The organism is Empedobacter falsenii (assembly GCF_013488205.1).
Lineage (GTDB): Bacteria > Bacteroidota > Bacteroidia > Flavobacteriales > Weeksellaceae > Empedobacter > Empedobacter falsenii_C.
Genome location: NZ_CP040908.1, coordinates 3,251,104 through 3,266,953, shown reverse-complemented (window position 1 = coordinate 3,266,953; position 15,850 = coordinate 3,251,104). Strand labels below are relative to the sequence as shown.

Annotated in this window: 9 protein-coding genes; all 9 read left to right on the top strand. The window is 33.5% G+C overall.

The window, feature by feature from the left end:
- The first annotated feature begins 36 nt into the window (after nt 1-36).
- The 9 genes from ccoG to sov all read left to right on the top strand — a co-directional run bounded on the left by ccoG (nt 37) and on the right by sov (nt 15,836).
- Entirely contained in the window at nt 37-1,518 is a 1,482-nt protein-coding gene (gene ccoG, locus FH779_RS15270; protein WP_180905299.1) for a cytochrome c oxidase accessory protein CcoG, read from the top strand.
- A gap of 4 nt (nt 1,519-1,522) precedes the next feature.
- Nucleotides 1,523-1,966 (top strand): FixH family protein, encoded by a 444-nt coding sequence (locus FH779_RS15265; protein WP_038335014.1) that lies wholly within the window; start codon nt 1,523-1,525, stop codon nt 1,964-1,966.
- A complete protein-coding gene (locus tag FH779_RS15260; protein ID WP_180905298.1) occupies nt 1,951-2,667 on the top strand; it encodes a sulfite exporter TauE/SafE family protein in 717 nt (238 codons plus the stop codon). Before FH779_RS15265 ends, FH779_RS15260 begins: the two co-directional genes overlap by 16 nt.
- A 72-nt stretch (nt 2,668-2,739) precedes the next feature.
- A complete protein-coding gene (locus FH779_RS15255) occupies nt 2,740-3,876 on the top strand; it encodes a helix-turn-helix domain-containing protein (RefSeq protein WP_180905297.1) in 1,137 nt (378 codons plus the stop codon).
- 125 nt (nt 3,877-4,001) lie between these two features.
- Nucleotides 4,002-5,507, top strand: coding sequence for a serine hydrolase domain-containing protein (locus FH779_RS15250; RefSeq protein ID WP_180905296.1), 1,506 nt, complete (start codon nt 4,002-4,004; stop codon nt 5,505-5,507).
- Between the two features lie 111 nt (nt 5,508-5,618).
- On the top strand, nt 5,619-6,911 hold the full coding sequence (locus FH779_RS15245; protein WP_244957977.1) for a serine hydrolase: 1,293 nt from the start codon (nt 5,619-5,621) through the stop codon (nt 6,909-6,911).
- Nucleotides 6,912-7,053: 142 nt separating this feature from the next.
- Nucleotides 7,054-8,007, top strand: a complete 954-nt coding sequence (locus FH779_RS15240) for a hypothetical protein (RefSeq protein ID WP_180905295.1) — start codon at nt 7,054-7,056, stop codon at nt 8,005-8,007.
- Nucleotides 8,008-8,085: 78 nt separating this feature from the next.
- Nucleotides 8,086-8,667 (top strand): Holliday junction branch migration protein RuvA, encoded by a 582-nt coding sequence (ruvA, locus tag FH779_RS15235; RefSeq protein ID WP_180905294.1) that lies wholly within the window; start codon nt 8,086-8,088, stop codon nt 8,665-8,667.
- Nucleotides 8,667-15,836 (top strand): T9SS outer membrane translocon Sov/SprA, encoded by a 7,170-nt coding sequence (gene sov / locus FH779_RS15230; RefSeq protein WP_180905293.1) that lies wholly within the window; start codon nt 8,667-8,669, stop codon nt 15,834-15,836. The genes ruvA and sov overlap by 1 nt, the downstream gene beginning before the upstream one ends.
- Nucleotides 15,837-15,850 lie beyond the last annotated feature (14 nt).

Below are 15,850 nucleotides of genomic sequence, written 5' to 3'. Positions count from 1 at the left end.
TAGTCGTAAATTTGTATACATTTAAAATTCACTAAAATGAGTGTTCAAAATTCTGACCCAAAAGATGAATTTAATTTAGACGATTATTTGGATGATAACAACCAAATGAAAGAAGATGTTCGTAGTTCCATTGGAACCATGGAGCGAACTGGAGAACGTAAATGGGTTTATCCTAAAAAGCCAAAAGGTAAGTTTACAAACTATAGGACGTATGTAAGTTATGTATTGTTAGCAATATTAATCTTAACGCCTTTCTTTAAATTACCTAATGGAAATCCATTGTTCAAGTTTGATGTTTTGCACAGCCAATTCATCTTATTCGGATTTCCGTTCTTTACATCCGATTTCTTCCTTTTAGCTTTAGGAATGATTACGACAATTATTTTCATCGTATTATTCACCATGGCTTATGGTCGCTTGTTCTGCGGATGGGTATGTCCGCAAACAATTTTCTTGGAAATGGTTTTCCGAAAAATAGAATACGCCATAGAAGGAGATAGAGCAAAACAAATTAGATTAGATAAGCAAGATTGGGACGAAGAAAAAATTCGTAAAAAATTATTGAAATGGACCATCTTCGCTATCATTTCATTTATTATTGCTAATGTTTTCTTAGCATATATTATTGGTGCTGACGCTTTATACGCAGTTATAAAAGAAGGACCAGCCGAAAATGTAGGAACATTGGTTGGATTAGTTTTCTTCTCAGCAATGTTTTATTTCGTATTCGCATGGTTTCGCGAACAAGCGTGTACATTGGTTTGTCCTTACGGACGTTTCCAAGGAGTATTAATTGATTCGCATACAATCAATGTAACATACGATTTCAAACGTGGTGAAGGAACAGCTGGTCGAGCAAAATTCAAAAAGAACGAAGATCGTAAAGCAGAAGGAAAAGGAGATTGTATTGACTGTGGTCAATGTGTTGTTGTTTGTCCTACTGGAATTGATATTCGTAACGGAATCCAATTAGAATGTGTTAACTGTACAGCTTGTATTGATGCATGTGACGAAGTAATGGAAAAAGTCGGTTTACCAACAGGATTGATTCGTTATGCTTCGGAAGATGATATCAAACGTGGCGAAAAATTCAAATTCACAAAACGATTAGCTGCTTATACATTTGCTTTATTATTATTAATTGGAGCAATGACAGCTTTCTTGTTCTCTCGTTCTGATGTAGAATCTAAATACCTTAAAGTTCCTGGAACAGATTACAAAGTAGAAGGTAAATATTACGTTAATCAATTCGAGTATACATTGTACAATAAAACAAATGCAGACCAAATTGTAACAGTTCAATTGCTATCACACAAAAACTCAAAAGTAGAAATGTACGAAGGCGAAAATAAATTGAACATGGAAAAAGGTCAAATCATCCAAGGGAAATTCTTCTTGAAAATTCCAATGGATGAAGTAAAATCGTACAAAGAAAAAGTAGTGATTGGATTAGTCAATCAAAAAGGAAAAGTAATCGATAAATACGAAACGAGCTTCTCAGCTCCATTCAAATATTAATCATATGAAGTTAAATTGGGGACATTATGTAGCAATTGCTTTGGGATGTTTTATGATATTCATTCTATCGTTGTTATATTTTGCAGGAGATACAGGCGGAATGGTAACCGAGGATTATTACGAAAAAGAAATTCATTTTCAGGATGAAATAAATGCTGAAAAACGTGCAAATGCTTTAGCCGAAAAACCAGAAGTTATTGTACAAGCAAATGGATTTTTATTTCAATTTCCAGCAACTACTGCTGCCGATTTTAAAGGAGATATTTTTTTGATGCGTAATGATGACGAAACAAAAGATGTCAAAATGCCGATCAAATTATCTGATAAAAAGAATTTTTTAGTACCATCTGTTAAGTTAATTGATGGAGAATACGAATTAACTTTAAGCTGGAAAGAAAATAATCAAACTTATTTGATTAAAAAGTCCATTCGATGGATTTCACAATAGTTATCATAGCATTATCCATAGGTCTTACATCGTCCCTGCATTGCGTGGGGATGTGCGGACCTATTGCTTTATCTTTGGGATTAGAATCTCAAAACAAACTAAAATTTACACTCCGTAATTTGACTTATCAATTAGGACGTGTAACCACTTATACAATTTTAGGTGCAATTTTAGGATTGATTGGCGAATCATTTTCATTTGTTGGATTACAAAATTATCTAAGTATTTTGATTGGAGTTTTGATGATTATTATGGTCATGATTCCAAAATTCTATGAAAATGGTGCTACGCAACTTCGTCCTGTAAACGCCTTGATGATAAAAGTAAAACTCTCTCTTGGTAAATTCTTAATCAAGAAAGATTCTTCCTCTCTTTATATAGTTGGTCTATTAAACGGACTTTTACCTTGCGGAATGGTTTACGCTTCACTTACAGCAGCCATTGGTTTAGGATCTGTTTACAAAAGTGCGATGTTTATGTTCTTCTTCGGACTTGGAACCTTGCCTTTAATGTTTGCAACCGTTTTATTTGGTAATTTTTTATCAGTGAAACAGCGTCAAACGATCTTAAAAATCTTACCAATTATCACACTTATTTTGGGTGTATTATTTATCCTTCGCGGATTAGAATTAAACATACCTTTTATCTCACCAGCCAAAGAATCACTTCAGCTAAATGGAATGGATGAGCATTGTATGTAGATTTTATTGAATAAATGTATTTTCTCAAAGATGTGAAAAAATATTACATTTGATTTTGTATTCAAAACAAAAATGGACAACTTCACATTTAAAGAAATAGCTGCTTTTATAGGGATTTTCCTTGTACTTGTCCTTGCCTTATTTTTGGTTACGGTGAAAACCAAGCATAAATTTTCCAACTGTTTACTTGCGTTTTTTCTTTTTACGACTGCTGCAGATGGTTTGAAGTTTTTGATGCGCGATTTCCCCGTCAATTATATGAACCTTGAAGCTTTCCGCTGGAGTTTTAACTATATCTTTCCCGCATCATTTTATTTCTATGTTTTGTCGGTTTGTTACACCAAATTCCGATTAAAACCGAAGCATTTATGGCATTGTATTCCTTTTGTTGCGTTCAATTTGTATATGGCTTATGGAATATATTTTCAAGACAGAGCTGGAAAAATTAGTTTTATCAATGAATTGAGCGAATCACCGATGATGCGATTTTTCTATATTCTTTTTGAAGTTCTGTTTCAAGTTTATTTTATTGCTTCATTTTTGGTCATTAGAAAGTCAAAAAAGGTCTATCTCGAGAATTATACCAATCCCAATATTTCAATACTTAATACTCTTTATAAAATCAACATTTTATTTTATGTTGTTCATTTTTTAGTATTGATAAGATGGCTGGTTACTTTTACCTATGGGAATGGAGAATTGAAGGAGTGGATTGTGATGCTTGATGGTATTTCTTTTTTTGTTTGTACTTGTTGGTATTTGTTTGTCGCATTAAACAATCCTGATTTCTTCCGAGGTGTGAATTCGGATTTAAAACCGATTAAAGAAGTAGTTACCGAAGAAAAACCGAGTCCCGAAATTAATGCGGAGAAAAATGCAGCAATCGAATCTTTAAAAGATTTTATGCTTAAAAATGAGCCTTACTTGGATTCATCCTTAACGATTCAGAATTTGGCGGAGCAAGTCAAGATGCCTGTGAAAGATTTATCGGCTTTGATTAATTTGTATATGGACAAACATTTTTTTGATTTTATTAATGAATATCGAATCGAAAAAGCCAAAGAAATTTTACGAGATCCATCCAAAAAAGATTTGACAATTTTAGAAATTCTTTATGAAGTAGGTTTCAATTCCAAGTCATCATTTAGTACTTCATTCAAAAAATACACAGGTACAACGCCGACAGATTTTAGGAAAAATCCGAATTAATTGGTAGTATTTCTCGGAAAATGAGTTCGACTTTTTTTAGTCGGTCGTGTATTAAAGCATTTTGACGCAGTTTTGCAGAAAAATAATTATTATTGAATATGAATCACAATCAAATGGTTTCGCATATGAAAAATACAATCCTTTTCCTTTTTTTGATTTTTTCAAGTTCCACTTATTCTCAAAATGTCAACGAAAAAATCAAATCTTTAGAGAATAATTTAAATGCTTGGGACAAGACTAAAACCAAAAAAACGACTTTAAAAGAGCGAATGGATTTTTACGAAGTCAATGCAGTAAGTATTGCTGTTGTTAAAAATTACAAGATTGAATGGGTAAAAGCCTATGGTTTTGCGGATGTCTCTGAGAAAAGACCAGCAACCACAGCAACGCTTTTTCAGGCGGCATCAATTAGTAAATCGTTTAACAGTTTGGGCGTTCTAAAGTTGGTCGAAGCCAAAAAATTAAATCTGGATCAGGATATTAACACTTTTTTGAAAACATGGAAATTCCCTTACGATTCGATTTCAAAAGGAAAAAAAATCAACATCGCACAATTGTTAAGTCATACGGCTGGGCTTTCTGTCAGCGGTTTTGGTGGTTATGAAAAGGGACAAGCTTTACCGACGATTACGCAAATTTTGGATGGCACAAAACCTGCAAATTCTAATGCCGTTCGTTCTATTTTTGAGCCTGGTCTCAAGTTTCAATATTCAGGAGGCGGCACGACTGTTTCTCAGTTAATTGTTGAAGATGTAACTGGTGAAAAATATGCAGATTATATGCAAAAGAATGTGTTGCTACCTATCGGAATGACGCAAAGTTCTTTTAATCAACCGCCATCGTCGGACAAGCAAAATCTTTTAGCGACGGGTTATAATGGAAAGGTAGAAGTTGTTGGCAAATACCATATTTATCCCGAACAGGCTGCGGCTGGTTTATGGACCAATCCTACAGATTTGGCGAAATACATCATCGAAACTCAACTGTCTTTACAAGGAAAATCCAATAAAATTCTTTCAAAAGAAATGTCAATTAAAAGGCTTGATAACAATTTAGGCGTATTTATTCAAGATTATAATGGTACAAAATACTTTGGTCACAGCGGAGGAAATGATGGATTTGTTTGTCATTACATTGGAAGTTTGGAAGATGGAAACGGTGTTGTTGTTATGACCAACGGTAGAAATATGCAGCTGATCAATGAAATAGTTTCAAATATTGCTTATCAAAATAAATGGAAAAATTATCCTTTTGAACCCATAAAAGAATCTATTTCGTTAACGATTAAAAAAGTCGCCAATCAAGATATTGATAAAGGCATTGAACTTTACAAAAAATTGAAGCTAACCAATCCAAACGATTACAATTTTTCGGATGCAAGCGAACTGAATACCTTGGGCTACGAATTTTTAAGAAATAACAAAATTGATGAAGCTATCAAGATTTTCAGTTTGAATATTAATCAATTTCCCGATTTAGCAAATGCGTACGACAGCCGTGCTGAAGCTTATTTTGATAAAAAAGATTTCGCAGCATCAAAAGCTGATTATCAAAAAGTATTGCAGTTGGAACCGGCCAATCAAAACGCAAAAGAAATGATTTCAAAAATTGAAAATGACTTGAAGAAATAGACAATTATGATAGTACATAATTTCGTAAAAAATATCAGTTTCCCTTTCCTTTTGATGATTTTTTCATGCTACACTTTCGCTCAAAATGTCACCGAAAAAATAGATTCCTTAATGACAAAATCTTACGAAAGAGGTTTGTTCAATGGAAATGTTTTGGTTGCCAAAAAAGGAAAAATCATCTATCAAAAATCATTTGGTTTTACCGACGAAACAAAGAAAACACCCTTAACCAAAAACTCAATTTTAAATTTTGGCTCTATTGCAAAGGAATTTAATGCAGTTGCAATTATGATGTTGATGGAGCGTGGTAAACTCAATCTTGACGAGCCGATTTCGAAATACAATTTAGATTTACCAAAATGGTCAGAAAAAGTAACGACAAGACATCTGATTAATTACGCCAGCGGAATTCCCAGAATAGAAAATGGGCTAATAGTCCCGAAAAATGATGATGAAGCTTGGAAGATTCTGCGAAAAACGGATACGTTGTTATTTGAACCTGGAAAGGATTACCGATACGATAATGGCAATGTTTTTTTGCAAAGAAGAATTATTGAAAAAATGACAGGAATGACTTTTCAAGATTTTGTGACGAAAAACATTATCAAACCTTTGAAAATGACTAATTCTGTGTTTGATGCAAAAGCAGACTACAAAAATCGAACATCTTGCTACGATATGGATAATAAGCGTTGCCCAGAAATGGAATTTATCAGCGGTTGGCTTTGGATGGATACCAATGACATGTACAAATGGGTTGATGCGATGGATCACAATCGTTTAATTTCCAGAAAATCCTATGAAACCTTATTGAATAATCCCTACACAAAAGACCATCAAGGTGGATCATTTGGAGATTATTTTGGAGAAGAAGAATTGCAGCGTCACAATGGTATTTCCTACAAATTTGAATCGCTGGTGTTAAATGACATGAAAAACGATGTCGTTATCATTTTAGCATCCAACAATCGGAATAAAGTTTGGGATTTAGGACATATTATTCGTGATATTATGTTAGGAAAATCTTTTGAAATTCCTAAAAAATCAATTTACCAAGCTCTAAGAAAAGAAGCACAAACCGACGTCAATAAAGCGATTGAAACTTATTACCAACTGAAAAAGACTTCCGAAAAAGAATATAGTTTTGAAAATCCAACTGAACTCAATACTTTGGGCTACGAATTACTTAGAGCGGGCAAAATCAACGAGTCCATCAAGATATTTCAATTGGTTGTAAAAGAGTTCCCAAACAACGCCAGTGTTGCGGACAGTTTGGGTGAAGCTTACCTCACCAACAAGCAATACGATCTGGCTTTAGAATGGTATAACAAAGCCATCAACCTTGGCGGAACCAACGGCAATGCCGAAAAAATGATTGAGAAAATTATAGCGTTAAAAAACTAAAAATTGATTTCTCAAAATATTTAATTCAAATTACTCGAAGCCTTGTCAAGGTTTAGAACCTTGACAAGGCTTTCATTAAAATCCAACTTTCATCCTTACAAAATAAATTGTACTTTTAATTTAATGAAATGTAATTAACGCGATGAAGTTCAAATCAGAATATATAGGAATTATTTTAGGAGCATTATATGGTTTGCTTTTTCGGTTGGTAATTGGTGATAGTTCATATAGTATATTTGATAGAGGTCTATTAACCTATACCTTTCTTTTCGGAATTCCAATTGTTATTGGAGTAGTTCCGATTTTGTATTCTTCTACAGAAATTTATAAATCAAAATTGAAACAATTTTTTTATCCAATAATTACAGTTGTAATTTATATTATAACGTGCTTAATGACAGGGATTGAAGATTTGGTTTGTGGATTAATATTGGGATTTCCAGCTTTAATAGTTGCAGGAATTGCGGGATTAATTTGTGGGAGTAGAACAGCAGAAAGAGAGAATGATAAAAAACTATACTCAATTTTATTATTGCCATTGTTTTTATTTCCAATTGAAAATGTTTTTCCTGATAAAAGTGAATTGTTTACCACAGAAAGTTCTATTGTTGTGAATAATCAACCCGAAAATATTTTTCCTAATTTGATTGAAGTCAAAGAAATAAAGCAAGATGAATATAAAGATGGATTTTATCAATTTATTGGTGTTCCGCGCCCAATAAAATCGACATCATTTATAGAAAATAATCAATTGGTTCGTATCGGAAAATTTACAGATGATTTGGAGTTATTTGAATATGTTACAGAATTGGAAGAAAACAAATATGTAAATTTCAAAATAGATATTTCTAAGTCTAAACTTCGCCAAAAGCCAACTGATCAACATGTATTGAAAGGAAATTATTTTAAGTTTGAAAATATAAATTATCGTTTAGAAAAAATAAATTCAACGCAAACAAAAATTACACTTTCTTGCGAATATCAAATAAATTCTAAATTAAATTGGTACGGAAACTTTTGGGCAGAAAGTATTATTCATGATTTCGAAAAACGATTATTACAATCTCTAAAACTCAAATTAGATTCTCATCAATAAATCCAACTTTCATCCTTACAAAATAAATTGTATTTTTGACGTTATCACTATATGTAGTGTAACTAAATAAACGTCAAAATGATAACACAATTAAGAGGTAAATTAATCGAGATTTATCCAACAAATGCTGTAATAGATTGCAATGGTGTCGGATATTGGGTCAATATTTCATTGAATACGTATTCTACTTTAGAACACGAAGAGTTGGTTACAATTTTTACACATTTAATTGTTCGCGAAGATGCGCATATACTTTATGGATTTGCAACAAAATTAGAACGAGAAATTTTTCAGAAATTAATTAGTGTTAATGGTGTTGGTCCAGCTTCTGGAATGATGATTATTTCGACACTTTCTTCTAAAGAAATTGCAACCGCAATCGCTCAAGAAGATGCCAAATTATTACAAAGTGTAAAAGGAATTGGAGCTAAAACTGCGCAAAGAATCATCATTGATTTGAAAGATAAATTGGATCAAAATTTAATATTAGATGTTAATTCTACTTCGGTTAAAAATAAATCTAAGAATGAAGCGTTATCTGCTTTAGAAGTTTTAGGAATTCCTAAAAAATCTGCAGAGAAAATTATGGACAAAATCCTACAAGATCAACCAGATGCAGACGTGGAATTCTTAGTAAAAGAAACCTTGAAGAAAATTTAATGAAGATTCATAACGAACCAAAAACTATTCGTAAAGGCTCTACTATAGCGGCTTTGTGTTTCCTTTTTGCAATGGGAACTATGAGCGATGTTATGGCTCAGGAAAGTGATACGCTTAAGTTTCCTATCCGAGATCAAAAAGGTGGATTGTTTTTAGATAATCAAATAAAATACGATGTACAATATGATGCGATAAAGCGTCAGTATATTTTATATCCTCAAATTGGAACAAGTTTAGTTTCCGAACCTATCTATTTGACACGTCAAGAATACCTGACTTTGGTTCAGAATCAAGACATGAAAAATTATTTCCGAGTAAAATCTCAAACCAACGATCAATACTATCGTGAAGAACGTTTTGGAGATAAGGAAGGGAAAAAGGAAGGAAGTATTTTACCAAGTTTTAAAGTAAAATCGAAAGCTTTCGAAACTATTTTTGGTGGATCAGAAATCTCATTGATTCCGCAAGGTTATGCAAATTTAGAATTGGGTGTTTTCTTGCAAAAGATAGACAATCCAATGTTGTTACCGCAAAACCGTCAAACGCTTACAATGGATCTTAACCAGCGTATGCAATTGAGTATTTTGGGGAAAGTCGGAGAAAATCTTCAGATGAAAGTGAATTATGATACGCAAGCTGGTTTTGGCTTCGAAAATCAAATGAAACTTCAATGGAGAAAGGCTTTAGGGAATAAATTGGATCCATTTGGAGGAGAAGATGATATTCTACAAAATATTGAGGTTGGTAATATTTCGATGCCGCTTAGTACTTCGTTGATTACGGGTGCGCAGTCACTTTTTGGAGTTAGAACAGATCTTAAATTTGGTCGTACAAATGTATCGGCTGTCTTTTCTGAGCAACGTTCGGAATCTAAAAATATCGTGGTTCAAGGTGGTGGTGTGATGACTGATTTTAAAGTCGCTGCCGAAAAATATGAATACAATAGACACTTTTTCTTAGGTCAATTTTTTAGAGATCGTTATGATAAAGCGCTAGAAAATTATCCTGCGATTAATAGTAATATCAACATTAGTAATATTGAGGTTTGGAAAGTCGATAAATCTGGAGGAAATCAACAGAATAGACGTGCTATTATTGCTTTGCGAGATATCGCAGAAGGTGATACAGCTCCTCAAAATGGTAATAATAAGTTGTATGAAGAAATCTTAGATAAAAAATTCACTAAAATTAGTGATGCGAGAAGCTTCTTAAATACTCATGAATTTAATGGAGAGCAATTTCAGGATGGAGAAAACTTTATCGTTAATGAAAATGTTCGAAAACTTGATGCTTCCGAATTCACTTTCTATCCAAAATTAGGATACATTTCCTTGAATACGCCTTTGGTTGATGGTGAAGATTTGTTAGCGGTTTCGTTTCAATATTCGTTAAGCTCTGATCCGACAAAATTATACAAAGTTGGACAGATGTCGAGCGAGACAGATAAACCAATTATTGCGAAATTAATCAAACCAAATTCTGCTGTTAATGTCGCTTCGCCAATGTGGGATTTGATGATGAAAAATATTTATTCGTTAAATGCTTATGGTGTTTCGAGTGAAGATTTCTTGATGAATATTAATTTCAAAGATAATGGTAAAGAATCATCGGGAACATTAAATTATTTACCAAATTCTGCTGTTTCAGAACAATCGTTATTACAAGTTCTGAATATGGATAGATTAAATTCGAACGGACAATTACAACAAAATCCTGACGGAAGTAAAGGAGATGGTTTGTTCGATTTTCAATCAGGATTAACTATTGATACAGAAAGAGGAAATATTATTTTCACTTCAGTTGAGCCTTTTGGTAAATATTTGAGCAATAAATTACAAGGTCAAAATCAAGAATACGTTTTCAATCAAATTTATCGTCAATTACCAAATACACTTTCTGGCGAAAAATTAGCCAATCGTTATACATTAGAAGGTCGATACAAAGGAACGGTGACAGACGGTATTCCGTTGGGTGCTTTCAACGTGCCACAAGGTTCTGTTAAGGTAACTTCTGGTGGAGCAACGTTGACAGAAGGCGTAGATTATACGGTAGATTATCAGTTGGGTCGTGTAAAAATCATCAACGAACAATTGAAAAATTCTGGAGCACCAATTAATGTATCTTTAGAAAATCAATCAACATTTAATTTACAGAAAAAACGTTTCATGGGAATTAATGTCGAGCATAAATTTAGTGATAAATTGATGTTAGGCGGAACTTTAATTAATTACCAAGAACGTCCAGTTACGCAAAAAACACAATTTGGTTCAGAACCTGTGAACAACACAATTTTTGGACTTAATACACAATATAACTCAGAAGCTGAGTGGTTAACTCGTTTAACAAATAAAATTCCGGGAATCAAAACTGATCAAATGTCGAACATTAGTGTTCAGGCAGAAGCAGCTTATTTGATGCCAGGAATGAACAAGGTTACGGGAGGTTATTCTTATATAGACGATTTCGAAGATGCACAATCTCGCATTAGTTTATTAGATGTTGGTTCTTGGAAATTTGGATCAACACCAGGAAAACCTGCTGGATATTCTGCCTCTGGTTATCACCCGTTCTTCCCGAATGGAATGAAAAATGACGATTTATCATTCAACAATGGTCGTCGTATGTTATCGTGGTACACGATTGATCCTCGTTTTTATGGAATGGGAGGAAGTTCACCTTTAACAGATCAACAAATGTCAACGCATATGGCGCGTCGCATTAAGTTAAAGGAACTTTTTGATCAACGTGATGTAATGGCTGGTACAAATTCGTATATCAGCACATTAGACATGACATTCTATCCGCAAGAACGTGGACCTTATAACGTTAATCCAAATGCAGTAGACACGAAAAATTGGGGAGCAATTATGCGTCCTATTTCAGTTTCTAACTTCAAAGATTCGAATGTGGAATACATCGAGTTTTGGATGATGGATCCTTATGCAGATGGAAAAGGTGGAGAAGGAGAGTTATTGGTACATTTAGGAAATGTTTCGGAAGATGTCTTAAAAGACGGAGAAATGATGTACGAAAATGGATTACCTCATTCTAATAATGGTGTTCAAGTTGTTGAATCAAAATGGGGGAAAACACCTCAGTTAAATCCAATTTTATATGCTTTTGATACAGATGGAGCTGCCCGAAAACAACAAGATTTAGGGTACAATGGATTAACAGATGAGGAAGAAGCGCAGCGTTATGGAATAACGAGTAATAATTTGGTTACAGGAGAATTAGATCCTGCGAATGATAATTATTTATTCTTCTTAGATGATCGTTTCAGAGGAGCATCAATTGGGAATACAGTTCAAGATCGTTACCGTTATTTCAGAAATCCACAAGGAAACAATTCAACCGATAATCCTTTACATGCATCATCTTTAACTCCAGATACTGAAGATATTAATGGTGATTTCAATTTAGATCAAACAGAAAACTATAATCAGTATACGTTAAAAATTAACCGTCAAACGTTAGAAGATCCAAACAATAAATTTATTGTTGCAAGAAAAACGGTTCAAGGGGAATTTCCTGACAAAACGAAACATGATGTTAAATGGTATCAAGTTCGAATTCCTGTTGATAACTTTGATTTAGATCTTGACGGAGATGGAGTAGAAGAGTTAAACAATGATGCGTCTATTGCACAAGCAGAAAGCGTATTAACAGCTGCTCGTTTTATGCGTATGGTGATGCGTGGTTTCGAAGAAGAAACAACAATTCGTTTTGGTACGTTTGATTTAGTTCGTTCTGAATGGCGTCGTTATACCAAAAATGTTTATCCTTTAATGGCTGCTGGAAATCAAGAAGGAACTGAAGAAGATAAAAATATCGATGATTTAGAAGTCGGTGAGGTTAGTATCGAACGAAATGGTACAGATCGTCCTCGTTATATGATTCCTCCTGGAGTATATCGTGAACAAACGCAAGGTGCAACAGGTATTCAATCTCAGAATGAAGCTTCGATGACTTTGAAAGCGAAGTTTAAATTAGGTAGTACTTCAAAAGCTATTTTTAAGAATACAAATTTAGATTTGCGCCGATACAAAAAATTACAAATGTTTGTATCTGCTCAAAACTTATTAGATAGAGCGTCAAATGCAATTGATAATGGTACAAAATTATTTATTCGTGTAGGTAGTGATTATACAGATAACTACTACGAATATGAAATGCCGTTGAAATATACGCCACAAAGTTCCGCAACAGAAAGCACAGTTTGGCCTGATGAAAACTTTATCGACTTGAATACAGATTTGTTTACAGATGCTAAAAAACAAAGAGATGCTATTGATTTTAATACATTGCAACGTTTCAATTTTGCTTTCGATCAAGAGAATCCAAATAAAACGATTTACGTAAAAGGTCGTCCAACATTGGGGAATGTATCTTCGATCATGATTGGGGTTCGTAATACATCTGGACCTACTGATAAAGAGGTTTTACTTTGGGTGAACGAACTTCGTTTGAGCGAAATTGATAACCAAGGAGGTTATGCAGCTTCTGCAAATGTGCAGTTCAATTTAGGTGACTTTGCAAATGTACAAGTTTCTGGAAGTACAAGTTCTGTAGGTTTTGGTGCTATCGATCAAGGTCCTGCAAATCGTAATCAGGACGAATCATTACAATACGCGTTGAATGCACAAGTAAAATTAGACAAATTCTTACCAAAGAAATGGGGAATGGAAATTCCATTCGATTTTACAATTCAGGAAAGTTTTGTCGATCCAAAATATAATCCATTAGACAACGATATTATTTTTGATGAAGCGCCTAATAAAGCCGAATTAGAAAAAGTTGTTCGTACTTATACGCAGTTCAAAAGTTTTGCTTTTAACAATATTCGAAAAGTTAGATCTACAAATAACAACAATCCTGTTCGTTTCTATGATCCTTCTAACTTCTCAGTTTCAATGATGTATTCAGATAATTATTATCGTGATATTTATACTCAATACAATGTAAATCAGCAATTAAGAGCATCGATTAATTATAATTTCGGATTTAGAGGAAAATCGTACGAGCCTTTCAAAAAATGGCGTGCGGTTCAACCAAAAGAGGAATCAGGAAAATATTTACAATTTATTCGTGAATTTAATGTGAATCCTTTGCCAACACGTTTCTCTTTCCGTACAGAGATTGCGCGAACGTATAGCGAAAGACAATATCGAGATATCAGTCAATATTTAGGAGGAGGAAGTTCTTCGAACTTAATTCGTCCGACATATAGTAACAACTTCTTGTTCAATTGGCAATATAATTTAGGTTTTGATTTGACAAAATCGTTGCGTTTAGATTTAACATCTTCGACAATGACGTTGAATGATGGAACAACTTTCCAGCGTGCAGATCAAGATATGATTTGGCAAAATATGTTTACAATTGGACGTCCAGTTCAGTATGATCAACAATTTCAAGTGAATTATAAATTACCTTTAAAATTCTTCCCATATCTAAATTGGATGAATGTTGAAGCTGGATTTACTTCGAATTATAACTGGGTTGCAACTTCTACAGCTTACAGAAATTTTGAAGTAGACGGAAGACCTGTTAATTTAGGAAATGGTACAGCTCAAAACTCGAATTCGATCAATTTGATGGGAGATTTAGATTTTACGAAATTCTATCCAGAGTTTAAAGGTTACAAACGTTACGATTCGATCTTGAAAGGTCGTCGTGCAGAAATAGATTCGTTGAATACAGTTTACACAACTTTATTCTCTAAAAAACGTCGTACAAATAAGAAATCAGCTTATAAATTCAAACATAAATTTACAGCAAAAGATTATGGTTGGATGGTTTTATCATCACTAAAACGCGCTAATTTCACATTTAATCAAACAAATGGAGCCGTAATTCCAGGATTATTGTACGAGCCAGGTTTCTTTGGTGTTGATGGTAAAAATGGACCAAGTTTAGGTTTCGTTTATGGAACACAATTCGATATCAAACGACAATTAGTTGAAAGAGGATTGATTGTAGGAGATGAATTGATGACGGATGCGTATCAAATAACAAAAGGTTCTGATTTTAATGGAACTGCTTTGATTGAGCCTATTCCAGATTTACGAATTGATTTGAATGCAAAACGTACAAAAGATCGTCGTATTTATCATTCAGGATTCAATTTAGCAGTCGAAAATCCTTACATTGATGAATTAGCAAATCTTAATATTTCGACCGTAAATATCAAAACAGCTTTCAAAGATGGAGATGCAATTTTTGAGCAATTCCTAACAAATACTAAAACTATTTCTGAGCGATTAGCACAAAAAAGAGGTAGCGGAAATAAAGATGGATTGGGTTATTACGAAGGATTTAATGCAAGAAGTTCTGATGTACTTTTACCAGCCTTTTTAGCGGCGGTGCAAGGAAAAGATGCAGGTTCTTCGAAGTTAGGATACAATCGTTCTATTCCGGTTCCGAACTGGCGCGTAACGTACACAGGATTGAAATCTGTTCCAATTATCAATAAATATTTTGATAATGTTGAGATTTCGAGTTCATATAATTCGACTTATACAACAACAGGAATTCAGTCGAATCCAAACTTTATGTTAGATACAGGAATTATGGGTGGCGGACAAGTGACTGGTAAAGATGAAAACGGAAATTACTATACACAAAATTTATATGGAGCCATTACCATGATCGAATCTTTCTCGCCATTGATTGGAGTAGATTTAACATTCCGTAACAGTATGCAATTGCGTGCGCAATATAACAGAGATCGTTTATTATCATTAAGTACAACAAATTATACGTATACAGAAGATTATGGATCTGAATATATTGTTGGATTTGGATATATTTTCAAAGATTTCAAAATGAAAATTCGTTACCAAGGAAATCAGAAAACAATCAAAGGTGACTTAAATATTCGAGGAGATTTCTCATTAAGAGATAATCAAACAACAATTCGAAAAGTAATTTATAACTTTGATGACGTACAAAATCCAAACGTACCAACAAGTATTTATGGAGATTCGCAAATTACAGGTGGACAGCGAATTATGACGTTTAAGTTAACGGCAGATTATAACGTAAGTAAGAATTTGAACTTGAGATTTTATTGGGATCAGATGATGAGTAAATATAAAATTTCAACAGCTTTTCCAATTTCTCAAATTCGTGCCGGATTTAGTGCTACCTTTACATTCGGAAATTAAAAAACAATAAAACA